The sequence below is a fragment of the Metalysinibacillus jejuensis genome (assembly GCF_003057615.1).
GTDB classification, from domain to species: Bacteria; Bacillota; Bacilli; order Bacillales_A; family Planococcaceae; genus Metalysinibacillus; species Metalysinibacillus jejuensis.
The window spans coordinates 72,014-87,602 of record NZ_QAFW01000006.1; the positions used below are offsets into that span (position 1 = coordinate 72,014).

General features: G+C 39.3%; 14 protein-coding genes. 6 read left to right on the top strand and 8 right to left on the bottom strand.

Features of this window, described 5'->3' with window-relative positions:
* Nucleotides 1-160: 160 nt before the first annotated feature.
* Complete coding sequence (locus DDE80_RS03815) at nucleotides 161-1,831, top strand: methyl-accepting chemotaxis protein (RefSeq protein ID WP_161952261.1); 1,671 nt, start codon at nucleotides 161-163, stop codon at nucleotides 1,829-1,831.
* A 69-nt stretch (nucleotides 1,832-1,900) separates the two neighbouring features.
* Here DDE80_RS03815 and DDE80_RS03820 read toward each other — a convergent pair whose 3' ends face one another.
* Both DDE80_RS03820 and DDE80_RS03825 read right to left on the bottom strand, forming a co-directional pair.
* Entirely contained in the window at nucleotides 1,901-3,370 is a 1,470-nt protein-coding gene (locus DDE80_RS03820) for a DUF2357 domain-containing protein (protein ID WP_108306358.1), read from the bottom strand.
* Entirely contained in the window at nucleotides 3,354-5,966 is a 2,613-nt protein-coding gene (locus tag DDE80_RS03825; RefSeq protein WP_108306359.1) for an AAA family ATPase, read from the bottom strand. Before DDE80_RS03825 ends, DDE80_RS03820 begins: the two co-directional genes overlap by 17 nt.
* 120 nt (nucleotides 5,967-6,086) lie before the next feature.
* Between DDE80_RS03825 and DDE80_RS03830 the strand changes: the two genes are divergently transcribed.
* On the top strand, nucleotides 6,087-7,205 hold the full coding sequence (locus DDE80_RS03830; protein WP_108306360.1) for an SPFH domain-containing protein: 1,119 nt from the start codon (nucleotides 6,087-6,089) through the stop codon (nucleotides 7,203-7,205).
* Nucleotides 7,206-7,219: 14 nt separating this feature from the next.
* Nucleotides 7,220-8,341 (top strand): TFIIB-type zinc ribbon-containing protein, encoded by a 1,122-nt coding sequence (locus tag DDE80_RS03835; protein WP_108306361.1) that lies wholly within the window; start codon nucleotides 7,220-7,222, stop codon nucleotides 8,339-8,341.
* A 53-nt stretch (nucleotides 8,342-8,394) separates the two neighbouring features.
* Here DDE80_RS03835 and DDE80_RS03840 read toward each other — a convergent pair whose 3' ends face one another.
* The 4 genes from DDE80_RS03840 to DDE80_RS03855 form a co-directional block, all read right to left on the bottom strand.
* Complete coding sequence (locus DDE80_RS03840; protein WP_108306362.1) at nucleotides 8,395-10,104, bottom strand: sensor domain-containing protein; 1,710 nt, start codon at nucleotides 10,102-10,104, stop codon at nucleotides 8,395-8,397.
* 223 nt (nucleotides 10,105-10,327) lie between these two features.
* Nucleotides 10,328-10,501 carry a transcriptional regulator gene (locus tag DDE80_RS03845; RefSeq protein ID WP_108306363.1) on the bottom strand — a complete coding sequence of 58 codons (174 nt, stop codon included), beginning with the start codon at nucleotides 10,499-10,501 and terminating at the stop codon, nucleotides 10,328-10,330.
* Nucleotides 10,502-10,612: 111 nt separating this feature from the next.
* On the bottom strand, nucleotides 10,613-10,762 hold the full coding sequence (locus DDE80_RS03850; protein ID WP_108306364.1) for a transcriptional regulator: 150 nt from the start codon (nucleotides 10,760-10,762) through the stop codon (nucleotides 10,613-10,615).
* A gap of 146 nt (nucleotides 10,763-10,908) precedes the next feature.
* A complete protein-coding gene (locus tag DDE80_RS03855) occupies nucleotides 10,909-11,826 on the bottom strand; it encodes a tyrosine recombinase XerC (RefSeq protein WP_108306365.1) in 918 nt (305 codons plus the stop codon).
* 240 nt (nucleotides 11,827-12,066) lie between these two features.
* On the opposite strand from DDE80_RS03855, the gene DDE80_RS03860 reads away from it, so the two are divergent.
* Together DDE80_RS03860 and DDE80_RS03865 are read left to right on the top strand one after the other, a co-directional pair.
* Nucleotides 12,067-12,747: a hypothetical protein gene (locus DDE80_RS03860; protein ID WP_108306366.1), complete on the top strand. Its 681-nt coding sequence runs from the start codon at nucleotides 12,067-12,069 to the stop codon at nucleotides 12,745-12,747.
* Nucleotides 12,748-12,870: 123 nt separating this feature from the next.
* A complete protein-coding gene (locus DDE80_RS03865; protein WP_108306367.1) occupies nucleotides 12,871-13,476 on the top strand; it encodes a hypothetical protein in 606 nt (201 codons plus the stop codon).
* Nucleotides 13,477-13,546: 70 nt separating this feature from the next.
* On the opposite strand, the gene DDE80_RS03870 is transcribed toward DDE80_RS03865, so the two are convergent.
* Together DDE80_RS03870 and DDE80_RS03875 are read right to left on the bottom strand one after the other, a co-directional pair.
* Entirely contained in the window at nucleotides 13,547-14,497 is a 951-nt protein-coding gene (locus DDE80_RS03870; protein ID WP_108306368.1) for a threonine ammonia-lyase, read from the bottom strand.
* 2 nt (nucleotides 14,498-14,499) lie between these two features.
* Nucleotides 14,500-14,958, bottom strand: coding sequence for a RidA family protein (locus DDE80_RS03875; protein WP_108306369.1), 459 nt, complete (start codon nucleotides 14,956-14,958; stop codon nucleotides 14,500-14,502).
* Nucleotides 14,959-15,105: 147 nt separating this feature from the next.
* On the opposite strand from DDE80_RS03875, the gene DDE80_RS03880 reads away from it, so the two are divergent.
* Nucleotides 15,106-15,589, top strand: a 484-nt coding sequence (locus tag DDE80_RS03880) for a transposase family protein (RefSeq protein ID WP_161952262.1), incomplete at its 3' end; no start/stop codon positions are given.

The following is a 15,589-nucleotide window of genomic DNA, read 5'->3' on the forward strand; positions in this document are numbered from 1 at the left end:
ACTGGTCGTTCTAACTCTTTTTCTGTTGAAAAAACGCGAAAAGCTTAAAAATAAGAACATAGAAGTACAAAAGGTTTATTTTATAGTAAAAAAGTGCATAATAATGAAAGGGTTAACGTTACTTTTACACTATTTTTACAAGATTTACAGGAGGGGTTTCATGTCAATTCGACGCAAATTAATTTATGTTTTTATTTTTTTAAACGTTATTATTGCCGCAGCTTGCGGAACGATTTACTTGCAATTAAAACATGTAGAAAAACAATATGAGCTAACTTTTGAAGAAAGTTTGCCGATTGAAACACTAGCTACAGAAATTGACGATATGGTCTACGATCAATTAAGTGCCATTCAATTATTTTTAGTAGAGGAACCAGGACAAATTGAACAATTTACTCAATTAAGTAAAGAGCTAGAAGTAGCTATTACAGATTTAGAGAAACTCGTAGATAGCACAACGATTACTACTGCTGTCCAAAAAATGCATACTACTTTTGAATCTTATGCTACTACACTATTTAGCTACCCAGCTGGTAGTGAACAAGCTGATACCTATTACCGTGAGATGCTTTCACCGTATCAAAGTGAAATTGATGCGAGCATTAATATAATGTCCGAGGAAGTAGCAACTATTATTGAACAAGGAAGAGAAAATGCTAGAAGCGTTGCAAGCAATGCAGGTTTGACAGCATTTCTTATCGCACTAGGTGCTTTAGCCATTAGTATTGTTATTGCCTATGTGATTATCTCTCAAATTGTACGTCCAATTCGTGCATTAGAGGCTTCAATGACAACGATGGCACAAGGTGACTTAACAGTTGCAGACTTACCTGTAAAATCAAAAGATGAACTAAGTCGCTTATCGCAAGCCTTTAATCAAATGAAAGATATGTTTGCGACACTAACAGCTTCAATTACTGATAGCGCTCAACACTTAAGTGCTACGTCATCTGAATTAACGGCCACTACAGACAATTTAAGTGAAATGTCACATACGATTGCGAAGTCCGCTGAAGATATTACAGGAACGATGGTAGGCACTGCGCAATCTGCACAGGATAGCTCACAAGCGATGCAGGAAACAGCGGTGGCAGTACAACGTATTGCTGAGGCTACGCAACATCTACAAACGAGTGCTAATGAGACGTTTGATATTGCCGATAACGGTGGCGTTACAGTACTATCAGCAGAACAACAAATGAATAAAATTGTTACGACTACTCAACTTACTTCGCAATTAATCGAACGACTAAGTAAGCAGTCACAAGAAATTGAAACAATGACCCAAGTTATTGCATCGATTACAGACCAAACTAATTTATTAGCATTAAATGCAGCGATTGAGGCTGCACGTGCTGGTGAACATGGTAAAGGGTTTGCGGTCGTTGCCGATGAAGTACGCCAGCTTGCAGAAGAATCTAATGCTTCAGCTACTCAAATTAGTAGCCTTGTCACAGAGATTCAGCAAGATACGAACGATGTAGAAAAAGCAATTGCGGAAAGCTTAACAGCGGTTGAACGTGGTGTCGCGGTAATTCACGATGTCGGTGGCTCATTTAATCAAATTAGCGATGCTATTATTAGCATGCGTACACAAATTGAGGATGTGTCAGCCGCTTCAGAGCAAGTGTCTGCTGCAACTGAAGAAGTAACAGCATCCGTTAATGAAATTGCTTCCCATGCACAGTTTAATGCGGAAAATTCTGCTGAAGCTGCGGAAATGGTAAGCACGCAAAACTTAGCTTTGCAAGAAGTAAATGAAGTCGCAACTGAGCTTAGCTCTCGTGCTTTAGATCTCACGCAAAGCATTAGCCGCTTCAAAGTACGTTAACTGACTAAACCTATGATAAAACGCATGACATCAACATTCGATGTCATGCGTTTTAACGTTGTATTGCACTTAGCCTAATGTAGCGCGTTGATAAATCGCTTCTAACTGCTCCGCAATATGTGCAGCACTCGTATTGGGACTTAAGTGCATAAGACGAATATTAAAGGCGTTTTTCTCGTTATCCTCAGGCTTCTCCCAGGTTAATGGGTAGAGGGCCCACACTTCATGAATAGGTTGCAAAGCAATATGCGCATCTGTTACCTCTTGTATCGCCGTACGAAAATTTCTGCCATACGCCTCTAACTGTAACATCGTAGAAGGCACAGCTTTCGTCACGTCAGCTAAAATTTCTTCTTGCCAAATCGCGTCTCGATGACGGTATTTAAAATCGATAACCAATGAGCCACCGTAACGCCCCTCTCGCCATAAATCAATACGACAGTCTGGTCGATTATTTTGCAGTGTGTAGAGTGGTGTTTTTGTTGTACTCTTAGCAGGATCTCGCGTAATTACTTCATCATACACCATATAAATCGTTAGTTTATCTTTCTTAAATGTATAGGTTAATGCCTCTTTAGTTTTCACTTCTTCTATCATTGTATAACCTAATGAAGCGGTTAAACTAGCGAGCGTAATAAAACCCCAAAGCTCGTACAATTCATCTGTGCGACGAAACTGCAACTGAGCGGTATGTGTTTTTATTCGCGTCTGTTGCACTAATGCTGCATAAAGTGCCCCGTAGCGTCCTGCGCTAAAAAATGTGCGCGGGATAAAAGCATCGCTCGGTGCATTCACTTGTTGTACCCAAGGCAAACGAAGAAAATGGTAAATGGCTTGTGTTACTTTTTCATTCGGTTGTTGAATTGTATATTGCTGTAACCAGTGTTTTACTAAACGATTTTCAGGCGTATCATACGTAATGCGCGTCGTTTGTATGAGTTGCGTACTTCGGTATGGTTTTTGACGCTGCAACCGCTTCACTTTGCCATCTTTTCGCCCACCTCTACTACTTGTCACATAGCCCTTTTCTACAGCTGTTAGTGGATGTTGGGCCACTTCATATAATAAAGTTAGCCATTCATTCGTAGGCGTCGTTGCAATTTTTGTAGTACGAATAAGCGCAAGCTCCCCCACACGATTAATTAACGTTTCTCGCATCGCCTCAAACTGTTGAACTGACATGCGCTTAGGCGCCACATGAAGCTTAGCATAATACGTCGCTTCAACGGTGACGATGACGACGATATAATCCCCCGCAATTAATGGGTACTGTTGCGAATGCCCATAAGCATATAGCACATATGGTGCGCTACGTGAAACGACATATGGACCTCCAGCATCTTGCATTACACCTTTTACTCGTTCTGTTAAAAAGTCCGCATACAATTTGCCTTGGTCACCTGAAAAAGTAAGTTGGAGCGGCATATTTTCAATTAATTGAATAGCCGGTGCATTTTGTAAATTTTCCGTCACAAAGCATGCCGTAACATCCTTACTACGCTCTCCCTCAGTAAAAATTACGTTAAAAGGCATAGCCATGTTGCGTAAGCTCCTTTTCTTTATTAGCTAACGCCTGACGTGCTTCAGCAAAAGTGGATAATGTAGGGTACGCATTAAAGAGCGTTATTAATGTACCGTCTTGCGCAACTAATCGATGAATACTCGCATGTGTACCGCGAATTTTAGAAATAATACGCTGAACAATTTGTAAATCAAAAGCTACCGCTTCACTTAAGCCACTTGTCACACTGTTTTTCATATATGCATCAATTTGGCGTACAATACGTGGCCCTACGCCACTATAAGCATTTGCTTGCTGCAAGTGTTGGTGCATTTCCCATAGGAAAGTAAGCTGTTCTTCACGTAACGTAATTTGCTCTGTCGTCCTTACAAATTGTTGTAAGGCAACCGGTTGTTTAATACGGCTCAATGTAACGGGCGTTTTAGTACGAAAGGCATCATTAAAAGGTAATACGCGTAACGTCATTAAGTTAGCACGGTCTAACGCTTTATCACTTAGTTGATGTGTGCTCTCATCTAGATTAATCGTGCCTACAAAAAGGACATTGTCACCGATTGGTAATTGAGCAGGATAACGTGCATCATCTTTACCTTCTTTAGGGTGATACAGTGTTAACTCACGCCCTTGTTGATGTAACTCGAGTAGTGATAAAAAAGGTGAAAAGTAATGTTCTATGCGCGCAAGGTTCATCTCATCGAAACAAATAATATACGTTTTATCTCGGTTTTGCGCAGCGCTTTGTAAAATATCTACCATTCCTGTAGCTGCAGGTACGAAGCGGGCATGATCCACATCATAATAACCTAATATATCAGCCTCATCTGTCCAACTAGGACTCACTGGAATAAATAAAAATTGCTCTTTTGTTAAACCTAAACTACGGCTATAAGTTTGTACGAGCTGTGACTTCCCTGTACCACTCATGCCAGCTACAATCGTTAGCCCCCCAGTTTTCATACAAGTGTGGAAGTTGGCCAAATCGACTTCATCATAAGCTAATCCCGTTGCCGCAATCTCTTTCGACCAACGCGCTATAAAAGCCTCTTCGCTGGCAATATGCTCTGTATACGTTTGTGCCGTTATGACAGGTTCATTTTTAGCTTCAACAGCTACTGTAGAAGATTGCTCTAACGCCTGTTGTAATGTTCGATAAGTGTGCTTTTCCATAAATAGTACATCGCGATACGCATAACATGTTGTTAATAAAGCGTTCGGTACTTCACCGTAGTAAAGAGGCGTAGTTGCAGTAACATCAAACTTAAATCCGCCATAAGCATAATGGTGCCCTGTAAAACGACCAACGAAATAATAGTTTGCTTCTGTACGGTAGAGAAGTATAGGTGGTGTATCCTCAGGTTCTGTGGCAATATGCTCAATGCGTCCGATAAAATCTCTTGCTTGTAATTTTTTAAGTAAAGCATGAATATGTGAAGCACCCGTTATCTTCTCTGTAAATACCGGTAGCATATGATAGTGATCGGATGGCGTAAATGTTGCATGACGTGAAATCACTTGAATATTACGTGCTACCCAATGCACTTTTTTATTGGCATCATTACGTTTATACGCAGTAAAAATTAATAGTTTGTCTTCAATAAATGAAGATAAGTGTGCGCAACGCTCTTCTTCTGTCCCGCCAGCATCTTTAAATGACGTTGTCGCTGCTAAATCCGTAGCCCATGATGTAAAGGTCTCAATTTCCTCTAACGGGAAACCTGCATAAGGTGTAGAAAGCGGGCGAATCATAAACTGCAACTCACCGCTTCCATTAATAAAAATAGCATTTTCATGATGATACGGATCATACGCTTCGATATAGCCAAGCATTACCGCTTTAGGCTCACGCACTGCCACGGACTTTGGTTCTTGTACCACTTCCTCTTTTATTGTAAGCGTTTTCTCTAATTGTTGAACTTGTTTATGTTGTATAGCCATCTCTTGTTGTTGCTCGGTCACTGTCGTTTCGAGTTGTGCAATTTTTTGCTGTGCTTGCGTATAATTGGTTTGCAGTTGTGCAAGCTGTGCTGTTAATTTTTTTTGCTCGCGTTCACTAGTTTGTTTTAGTATAGCCGTTTGCTTCTGCCAATTTTTACGCTCAGCTTCATGATTGCGTGCGTCTTTTTTAGCAGGAACTTTACGCTCTTTTATTACTACAGGCGTAGGTGGCTCTTCCTTATAGTGCTCCGTGTAAAGCTCGTAAGCTTCATCAAAATAGTTGTTGGTAACATAAAGCAACGCTTGCTGCGAATAAGGTATTTCCTTCTTTTTTGTTGTAGTAAATAAAGTGGTAAGCGTTTCCTTTGGTAATTGATGGCTATCCATCGCGGTATGTAATGCTTGCTTTTCCTCCTTTGGTAAGGTCGCTAAAAGCGGTAAAATAACGCTCGGTAAAGGAATAACAGACTGTAAAAAACGCTCCGTTAACCGCTTTAAATGATTTTCATAAAATTTCCTCGGGATTTTAGTAGGGTTTTTCCCTTTCACTTTATCATCTAGGAGGGAAATGATTTGGGCGAGGGCGGGCTCTGGTATCTCACTAACGAGCCATAAAATAAACTTTTCATCTTTTAATTGCTGCTTTTTCTCTGCTGGTAAGTCATTATACATTTGCATAGTGTTAACTCCTCTGTGTAAGTATTATGTATTACACCTTAATTTTACCATGTATACCTAAGAAAAAAGAAACCTTTTCACTGCGCTATCGTATAAAATAGATATAGAGGAGGGATTGCAATGGGTATTTTTGATTTTATGCGCAATCAATTTATTGAGGTAATCGAATGGACAGACAATACATCAAACACATTGGTGTACCGCTTCCCTGTCGCAAACAATGAAATTAAAATGGGAGCTTCATTAATCGTACGTGAATCGCAAATGGCGGTCTTTGTTAATGAAGGTGTTGTAGCGGATGTGTTTGGCCCAGGTCACCACGAGTTAGCTACACGTAACATTCCTATCTTAACGAAACTAAAATCATGGCCACAAGGCTTTAACTCGCCCTTTAAGGCAGAGGTATACTTTGTGAATACCAAGCAATTTATTGACCAAAAATGGGGTACATCTAACCCCATCATGATGCGTGATGCTGAGTTTGGCATGATTCGTTTACGTGGTTATGGGATTTACTCCTACCGTGTAAGTGATCCAAGCGTATTTTTAAAAGAGTTATTTGGCACAAGTGCAACCTTTACTACAGAAGCGGTTGAGGGGCAATTGAAGAAAATGATTGTTTCGGGCTTAAGTGATTTATTTGCGGAGTCTAAAATTCCTGCACTTGATTTAGCGAGCCACTATGACGAACTAAGTGAACTAGGTCGCCAAAAAATGATGCCACGTTTTGAGGCCTTTGGCTTTGCGTTAACATCACTATACATCGAAAATCTATCACTACCAGAAGAAGTCGAAAAGGCAATGGATACACGCACATCTATGGGTGTCATTGGGAATATGGGACAGTTTCAACAATACCAAGCAGGTCAAGCACTGCGTGAAGCGGCGCAAAATGAGTCAGGCGGTCTCGCAGGTGCAGGCGCAGGACTTGGTGCAGGTGCAGCACTTGGCGGCATGATGACAAATGCAATGAATCAAAACCAACAAAGCGCACAAACAGTTGCCTGCCCACACTGCCAGGCACAAATTTCGCCGACAGCTAAGTTTTGTCCTGAATGTGGTAAAGCACCACAACCTGCCACACAGGCATGTATTGCTTGTCATGCTGCCATACCGGTTAATACTAAATTCTGTCCTGAATGCGGCACCAATCAAACCGAAAAAACATGTCCGAAATGTCATCACGTCAACAGCCCAACTGCTAAGTTTTGTGCAGAATGTGGCGAGACGTTAGCGTAAGAGGGTGATCAGCTATGGCAACTACGGATACCACGCGCACGAATACAGCTAACTTTAAATGCCCGAACTGCGGTGGTAATGCGCTGTTTGATCCATCAATTAGTGAGTTACGTTGCCCATTTTGCGATACAATTATTCCGATTGAACGCACAACATTAAATAACGTCGAGCTAGATTATGTATCAGCGCTTAAAGAAACAACAAAGTGGACAGACGATTTGCGTGTTTTCCACTGTAATAACTGTGGTGCTGAGACCATTTTACAAGGACAAACCGTCGCTGATTTTTGTTCGTTTTGTGGCTCTTCTCATATTGAAAAAACAGAAGATAACGCTGGCATACGTCCAGCACTGCTTATTCCGTTTCATATTGCGCGTGAGGAAGCGGAGCGAATGTTTAAAGACTGGATTAAAAAACGCTACCTTGCGCCCAATAAATTAAAATCAGCGCATACACTCGACCGTTTAACCGGTATTTATATTCCTTACTGGACATATGATACGACAACGTCATCTCATTATACCGTTCGAATAGGCACGCATTACTACGTACCTGAAACGTATACGACGACTGATGCCAATGGTAATACGACAACACATACACGCATGGTGCAACATACGAGATGGCACACGGAAAATGGTTATCATGAAGAGTTTTTCGATGATGTATTAATCCATGCAACGAATAAAAATACCGATCACTTACTACGCAAAATTGAGCCTTTTCGATTACATGACTTAGTCGACTACCAAGATGCCTACCTATCCGGCTTCATTGCTGAGCGATATGCTGTACCTATCGAAGCGGGCTGGCGTCAAGCGCGAAAAGCGATTGATGCGGGTATAGAGGCTAGTATTCAAGGTAAAACACGCGGTGATGTCGTTATTGTGCAGCATGTTGATACAGATTATGAAGCTATTACGTATAAACATATTTTATTGCCGATTTGGCTATCTTCTTTCCAATTTAACGATAAAGTTTATCCTTTTATCGTTAACGGTCAAAGCGGTAAAGTTGCAGGCGATGCACCAACTAGCTGGGTTAAAGTAAGCCTATTAGTTTTTATTGGTCTCGTCGTGATTGCTTTTATGTACTTTTATTTTACAGGCTCATCTATGGATACCGAATTTTATTAATGAAAAAACGCGCTAAAGCAAATCAATCTGTTTGCTTTAACGCGTTTTTAATTTTACGATTGTGGCAATACAGGTTGCGTAATGAGCTTTTCAAACTCATGCGCAGGTAATGGTCTACTGAAATAATAACCTTGCACATACTCACAGCCATGTTTCTCTAACACTTTTAATTCTTCTTGCTCTTCTACGCCTTCTGCAACAACGTATAACCCTAATGCATGCGCTAATGAAATAATAGCTGCTGTCATTGCAACACCAGAAGGTTCAGGAATAATATCTTGCACAAATGCGCGGTCGATTTTCAAAGCATCTATCGGGAACTTTTTCAAATAGCTTAAAGAGGAGTAACCCGTTCCAAAGTCGTCAATCGAAATCGTAATACCTAACTCACGCAAACTTGTAATCGTTGTAATCAAATCTTCTGTGTAGTCTAACATGGTCATTTCCGTGATTTCAATTTCTAATTCTTGAGGTGTTAAACCTACTCGTTCAATCGTCTCTTTAACATGTGTAACAAAATTTTCTTGGCTCAAATGCATTGGCGAAATATTGACTGCCACATGTAATTGCGTGCCGTACTTTTCGTTCCATGCTTTTACTTGGCGTGTGGCTTTATCAAGTACCCATACCCCAATATCACCGATAAGACCACATTCTTCAGCAAAAGGAATAAATTTATCAGGGTAAACTTGTCCTAAATCTTCATCATACCAACGTAGTAATGCTTCCATTCCTACGAGTGTATTATTTTTAATATTAATTTTAGGCTGATAATGTAACTCGAGCTTGTCTAGCTTAATAGCGTCGTGTAACTTCGTCTCCATCATTAGCCATTTATCATGTCCTGTGTTTAAAGTCGGCTGATAAATTTGATAATCGCTAATCTTATGCGATTGTTTAGCATGAAGTAAAGCAGCGTCTGCATTTTTTAATAATTGCTCTGCATCATGGGCATCTTCAGTAAAAATACTAATACCTATACTAATAGAAGCGTAAAATTCAAAGTCATCAATTAAAAAGCTTTCGTCAAATAGCCCAATAATACGACGGGCTGCTTTATCAACATGCGCAATATCTTTTGTAATATAAATAAATTCATCACTATTATAGCGGAAAAACATTTCTTTCGAGCCATTTAAGCGCTGTAATCGCTTAGCCATTTCTTTTAAAAATAAATCACCTACAATATGCCCCAAACCATCATTAATATTACGGAAACGATTGACATCAATAAACACTACGGCAAATGGTGTTTGTTCATTAATGTAATCATTTATCGTTTTATTTAATTTACGACGATTTGGTAAGTTTGTAAGCTCATCACGATAAGCTAATTCCGTTACTTTTTTAATGTCTTTTTGTGCGGTAATGTCTGTGCGAATTGCGACATATTGATAAGGTTTACCCGCTTCATTTAAAAATGGTACAATCGTTGTCTTTACCCAGTAAAGCGAGCCATCTTTAGCACGATTGCATACGTCACCTTTCCACGTCTTACCACTTCCGATAGTACGCCACATCTCTTTAAAAAATGAACGTGGATGATAGCCCGAGTTTAAAATACGGTGATCTTGGCCGATCAACTCTTCTTTTGTATATTTTGCGATATCACAAAAATGTTGATTTACAAAAGTAATCTTCCCTTGAGGGTTTGTAATAGCAACAATAACAGAGAAGTTCAGTGCAGAAATAATATTTTGGACTTCCTCCATTGTATAATCGCCGTTATCTAACTCTTTTACTATAATTGACTGTTGTTTCATAGTACCTTCTCCCACCTTTATTGCCTATATGTCAGAACTAGCGTTAAATTGCCTATAAATTATGTAATAAGTTTTATTGTAAAATCGCCAGTTGTGTAAAAAGTTGCGCTTTTTCGTATTATAAACCAGTCTTATGGCATATATTTTCTAGTATACCATGACCCGTAGTACCATTCCATAAAAAATAAAAACCTTCAAGCGTCAGGCTTCTTGAAGGTTTTCGTTAATTATGCACGATGTCTTGTATAGTATGTAGGTCTTTATATGCACTTTCGTTATAGGCAGCAAGCTGCTCTTCAGATAATGTCATAATATAATAATGGAAATTAATAGGCTTTAAGCCATGTGCTTCACAAGCTTTTTTATAATATTCATATCCTGTTCGATAATCCTGCATGATGTTATCCTCCTTAAAATAAATGAAAGCCCTCCCGACGAAATAAATCGTTGAAGGGCTTTACGTTAAAATTGCGGCATCGCTAATAGTCACAACATACACTTCCTTTAATTAGATTGTTGAAGCTAAAGCCTGACGATTGTAAGCAGTTAGTTGCTCCTTAGATAATTGTAGCACATAATATCGGAATGGAATTGCCTCAATGCCAAAATTTTCACACATTTCACAATAAAATCGATAGCCTTCTTTATACATTGTCATAATAATCATCTCCTAAATTTTTGTTGTATAACAGTTGCTGTTATTAATTAATAATATACAACAGTTTGTAGTACAGCGTCAACCCTTTTTGTTAAGTTTTTTGACAATTACAATATTTTAGCTTAAAGCAAGAAAAAACAACCCGGTTAGTCGTTCAATGGGTTGTTTTTTAACACTTGTTGGAGCTGCTCGTCTTCGATATGCGTATAAATCTGAGTCGTCGCTACGCTTTCGTGCCCTAATATTTGTTGCAAGCTACGAATATCTGCGCCTGCTTGATACAGTAAGGTGGCAGAGGTATGACGTAATTTATGGGGTGTAACCCCTTTTTTATTAACGCCAGAAGCGGTATTTACCTCTTTAATAATGCGCGAAATATGTTGGCGCGTGAGGCGTGTGCCCTTTTGTGATACAAAAAGCGGTGTTTCTTCCGTACCGCGGTAACTATGTTTGTGCTCATTATACTGCGCAAGCGCTTCTTTACAAGCATTGTTCAAATAAATAATGCGCTCCTTATTACCTTTACCAATAATCGTAATGTAATCTTGCTGAATCGAACTTTCATTTAGGTTACATAATTCTGTTACGCGTAAACCTAGATTTAAAAAGAATGTGACGATACAAAAGTCGCGCGGATTTTTTGCTCCAGCAATAAACTGCTTTGTTTCAGGTAATGTCATATAAATGGGCGCACGGCGCACTTGCTTAGGTGTTTCGAGTTGGGCAGCTGGGTTTTCTTCGAGTAGGCGGCGTTTGTCACGCAAATAGTTAAAGAAAGATTTTAAAGTAGCTACTTTACGCGCACGTGAGGCAACGCCATTACCTCGCACTTGTTCGCAGTATTCCATAAATAAATACAAATCTTCGAGCGTTAATTCTTTAAGTAAATCAATCGTTACTTCTTTAATGGACGTGATCTCCTCAATATCCTTACCTTGCTCCATCGATAATACAAAGCGGAAAAACAACTTGAGATCATATTCATACTCTTTACGCGTGCGCATTGATTTACCACGAATGGTTGTAAGGTAAACGAGGAAATCTCGTAATAGTTTAGGTTGCAAATTTATCTTCCTTTCTCTCATAAATTATAGCATAAATAATGTTCCCAAATATAAATTTGGGAACATTATTAGTTTTTCATTGTTTTACCCTACTTTTACATAGCGCTGTGAGACGCATCGAGTTTCACTAAGGTGGGTAGTTACCCATCTCGTTTCGTCTCACATCGATTTTGAAAATGAAACCTTTTTAAGGCTACGCCGTATACTATAGTAAGGCGATTACGAAAGCGAGGGAGTATTATGAACAATCGATTACCTACATGGGCTACAGTTTTAATGGTTTTTATAGGTATCAGTATGTTAATTAACGCCATTCCCTTTATTATAGGGATTGTTGGCTTAGTGGCCATTGTATACTTTATAAAATATGTACTTGAGCGCTCGAAGGATGTTGTGGTCGAGACCAAGGAACAATTTGCTGCTTTTACACAGGAGCGTGACACAACTAACCGCTTACCTGCTTGGAAAGAATACAATTACATCGAAAAACGTTTAATTGAAGATGACAGCAAATATGTAAAACGCTTACGTCACCAAGCTTTTGAAAGTGAACAAGACGGCTTCAAACATTTTAAGCAACAAGCTAAAGAGCTACGTCATTATATTAAAGAAGGCGATATTTCGCGCGATATTTATTTGATTTTCGATAAAAACGCCATGCTACTCGCTGATATGGCACAAGATTTAAAAACAATATCACTCGAGAAGCAGCCATCACCTGTCATCGAAGCTAAAGTAAAAGTAATGTGGCGAGAGTTACGTATGATTCATAATGAACTAAGACAAGCTATGATTGCACATGCTAAACTCATCGAAAATGACTACTTAGGCGAAGCTCGTCATGAACGGGAAGAACTAGAAAAGCTAATGGCGCAACGCGAGAAAGAACGCCAGCAATTTGATCAACACTCATCCTTATAAAACCTATACGCTCGTACATCGTGACGAGCGTATGCTTCAATTTATTAGTTTACATAATATTATTATTAAAAAATCGTAGTTAACTTTTCTAATTTATGGCATACTTAAAAAGAGGTGATAATTATGGATAGCATTATTGGTTGGTTAATTGGATTAGCTATTGTCTTTGCTGTCGTATCGTTTATTATTTCACTTATCGTAACGTATTGGTTCATTATTGTTGGCGTGATTTTACTAATAGCAGTAATCAAAAACTACCCTACACATATTGCACCACGTATCGAAATAATGAAAAAACGCTACCGCGTACGCCGACAACAACATGCAATCCAACAGAGTGGCAAACTATTAGCTGGTTGGCAAGATTATTTAACTGTCATTTCTATCCTTCCTGCGCTGGCAAGACAATACCATGTTCCGCATTATGAAGAAATTATTACATATATCAAAGACGGCGATATTGCAAAAGACGTTTACTTCATCTTTGATAAAAATCAAATGATGCTACAAGACATGGCAAAAGACTGTTTAGCTTTTAAAGAAAAAAATGAACTGTCTGCTGTAACACAAAGTAAAGTGCAAAAAATGTGGGAAGAGCTGTCGCTAATTAATAAAGAGATTTTTTCGGAAATTACTAAGCATGCCACGCTAATTCAAGCTGATTATTTAGCTGAGTCACGGGAAGAACGTGAGATTATGGACGAGATTATCGCAAAAAGAAAACAGTAAAACCAATTGAATGGTTTTACTGTTTTTTTGATGTGCGTCTAAAAATATACGGGTTTTCATTTAGATAATATCATTTTTTTATTAAATTAATGCTATCTGCAACATCGACATTGCCACCAGAAATAACGGCTACGACGCGTTTATTTGTAAAGGGTAACTTGTTAAACATGCATGCAGCTACAACGGTAGCACTTGAAGGTTCAATTAGTTGCTTCATGCGCTCTAACACAAAAGTAAAAGCTTCTTTAATTTCGTCTTCAGATACAAGAACAATCTCATCTACATATTTTTGTACAACAGGAAATGTTAAATCCCCAGGTTGAATCGTACGCAACCCATCCGCAATAGTAGTAGTTCCAGCTATTGGTGTAATTTCACCTTTTGCTAATGATAAGTAAGTATCGTTAGCTGTCTCGGGTTCGACACCAATCACTCGGATAGCGGGGTTGCTTTCTTTAATCGCTGTTGCAATACCGGAGATGAGCCCGCCCCCACCAATTGGTACCACAACTGCATCGACATCTTCTAGCTGAGATAAAATCTCTAAACCTATCGTACCTTGACCAGCCATAATTAACGGATCATCATAAGGCGGAATAAATACACCTTGTCGCTTGTTAGCGAGCACTTTTGCACGTGGTATGCGATCTGAAGATAAGTAACCACATTTTTCAACGCTACTATTGTAACCTTCTATCGCTTCAATTTTACAAAGACTAGCATCTTCAGGCACAACAATTTTAGCCTCAATTTGTAAGGCATTCGCAATATAAGCTACAGCTTGTCCATGATTGCCTGAAGAAGCAGCCGTTACATAGCGTGCTCCTTGAGCTACGGCTTCTGTTACTTTATTTGCTGCACCACGAATTTTAAAAGCACCTGTTTTTTGCAAGTGTTCTGCTTTTAAATAAATTGCATTGCCACAACGTTCATTTAATTGTAGCGATGTTAATAATGGCGTTCGATGAATATAAGGTGCAATACGTCGCTCTGCTTGCTCAATCATTTCTTTTGTTATCATTTTTAAACCTCCACAGCGAACATAAAGTCGATTTCAACAGGTGTATCGCTAGGCAGCTGCGCCACACCTACTGCTGTACGAGCATGACGACCCGCTTCCCCAAAAATTTTGGTTAGCAACTCACTGGCGCTATCTAACACGAGTGATGGTGCCGAAAAAGTAGGTGAAGTTTGCACAAAGCCTGTTACTTTTAATACACGCGTAATTTTATTAAGTGACCCAATTTCTGCTTCTACTGCACTAAGTGCTTTAAGTACACAAATTTCTGCAAGCTCTTGTGCTTGTTCGAGTGAAACCGCACCTCCGACTTGACCTGTATACGGCACTTCGCCATCTACACATGGTACTTGTCCACTAACATAGGCAACACCTTGATGTACAACTACCGGCACATAGTGATAGAGCGGTGTCGCAGGTTGCAGTAATGTAATGCCAAGTTGCGTTAATCGCTGTGAAATCACTACTCATTATCCCTTTTTTTGGCTCATCACCGTAACTTGGGGTTGAATTTATATCAATTCAAAATTTTTACAATAAAAGATAGAATAAAAGCGAAAACTCACGTATCGTAATTGTTGTCGAGACAAACCACGAGAGGAGTTTTCGCTTTGTACCCCCAGTTTATCAAAATGATTCTACCGTTACCATCTTTTTTTGAAATCAATCTACCATCTAATGAGGAACCAAATGTGTTTCCTGTCACAGCTGCACCTCAAGAAATTGCTTGCCAAATTTGTGCAGGTGCTACTGTTTGTCATGATCGTACATTGCGTCGTTTTCGCCATGGGTATGCTTGGCATATTGGTGTACTTTGGATGGAATTATCTTTACCACGCCAGCGTTGTAAAGATTGTGGTTTTACATTTACATTTGACTATGGATTAGGGCTTGTCCGTTCTTCAACGGAATCATTTCGTCGTGAAATTACGAAACGTTGTCATGGTCGTTCGATTGCGGATGTCGCGCGTGAATACGAGCTGCCGTACACAACAGTTGAACGTTGGTTTTATACGTATGCACCGGATCAATTGGTCGAAGAATCGGCACAACATATTTGTGTGGATGAGTTTGCTTTGCGTAAAGGTCACAACT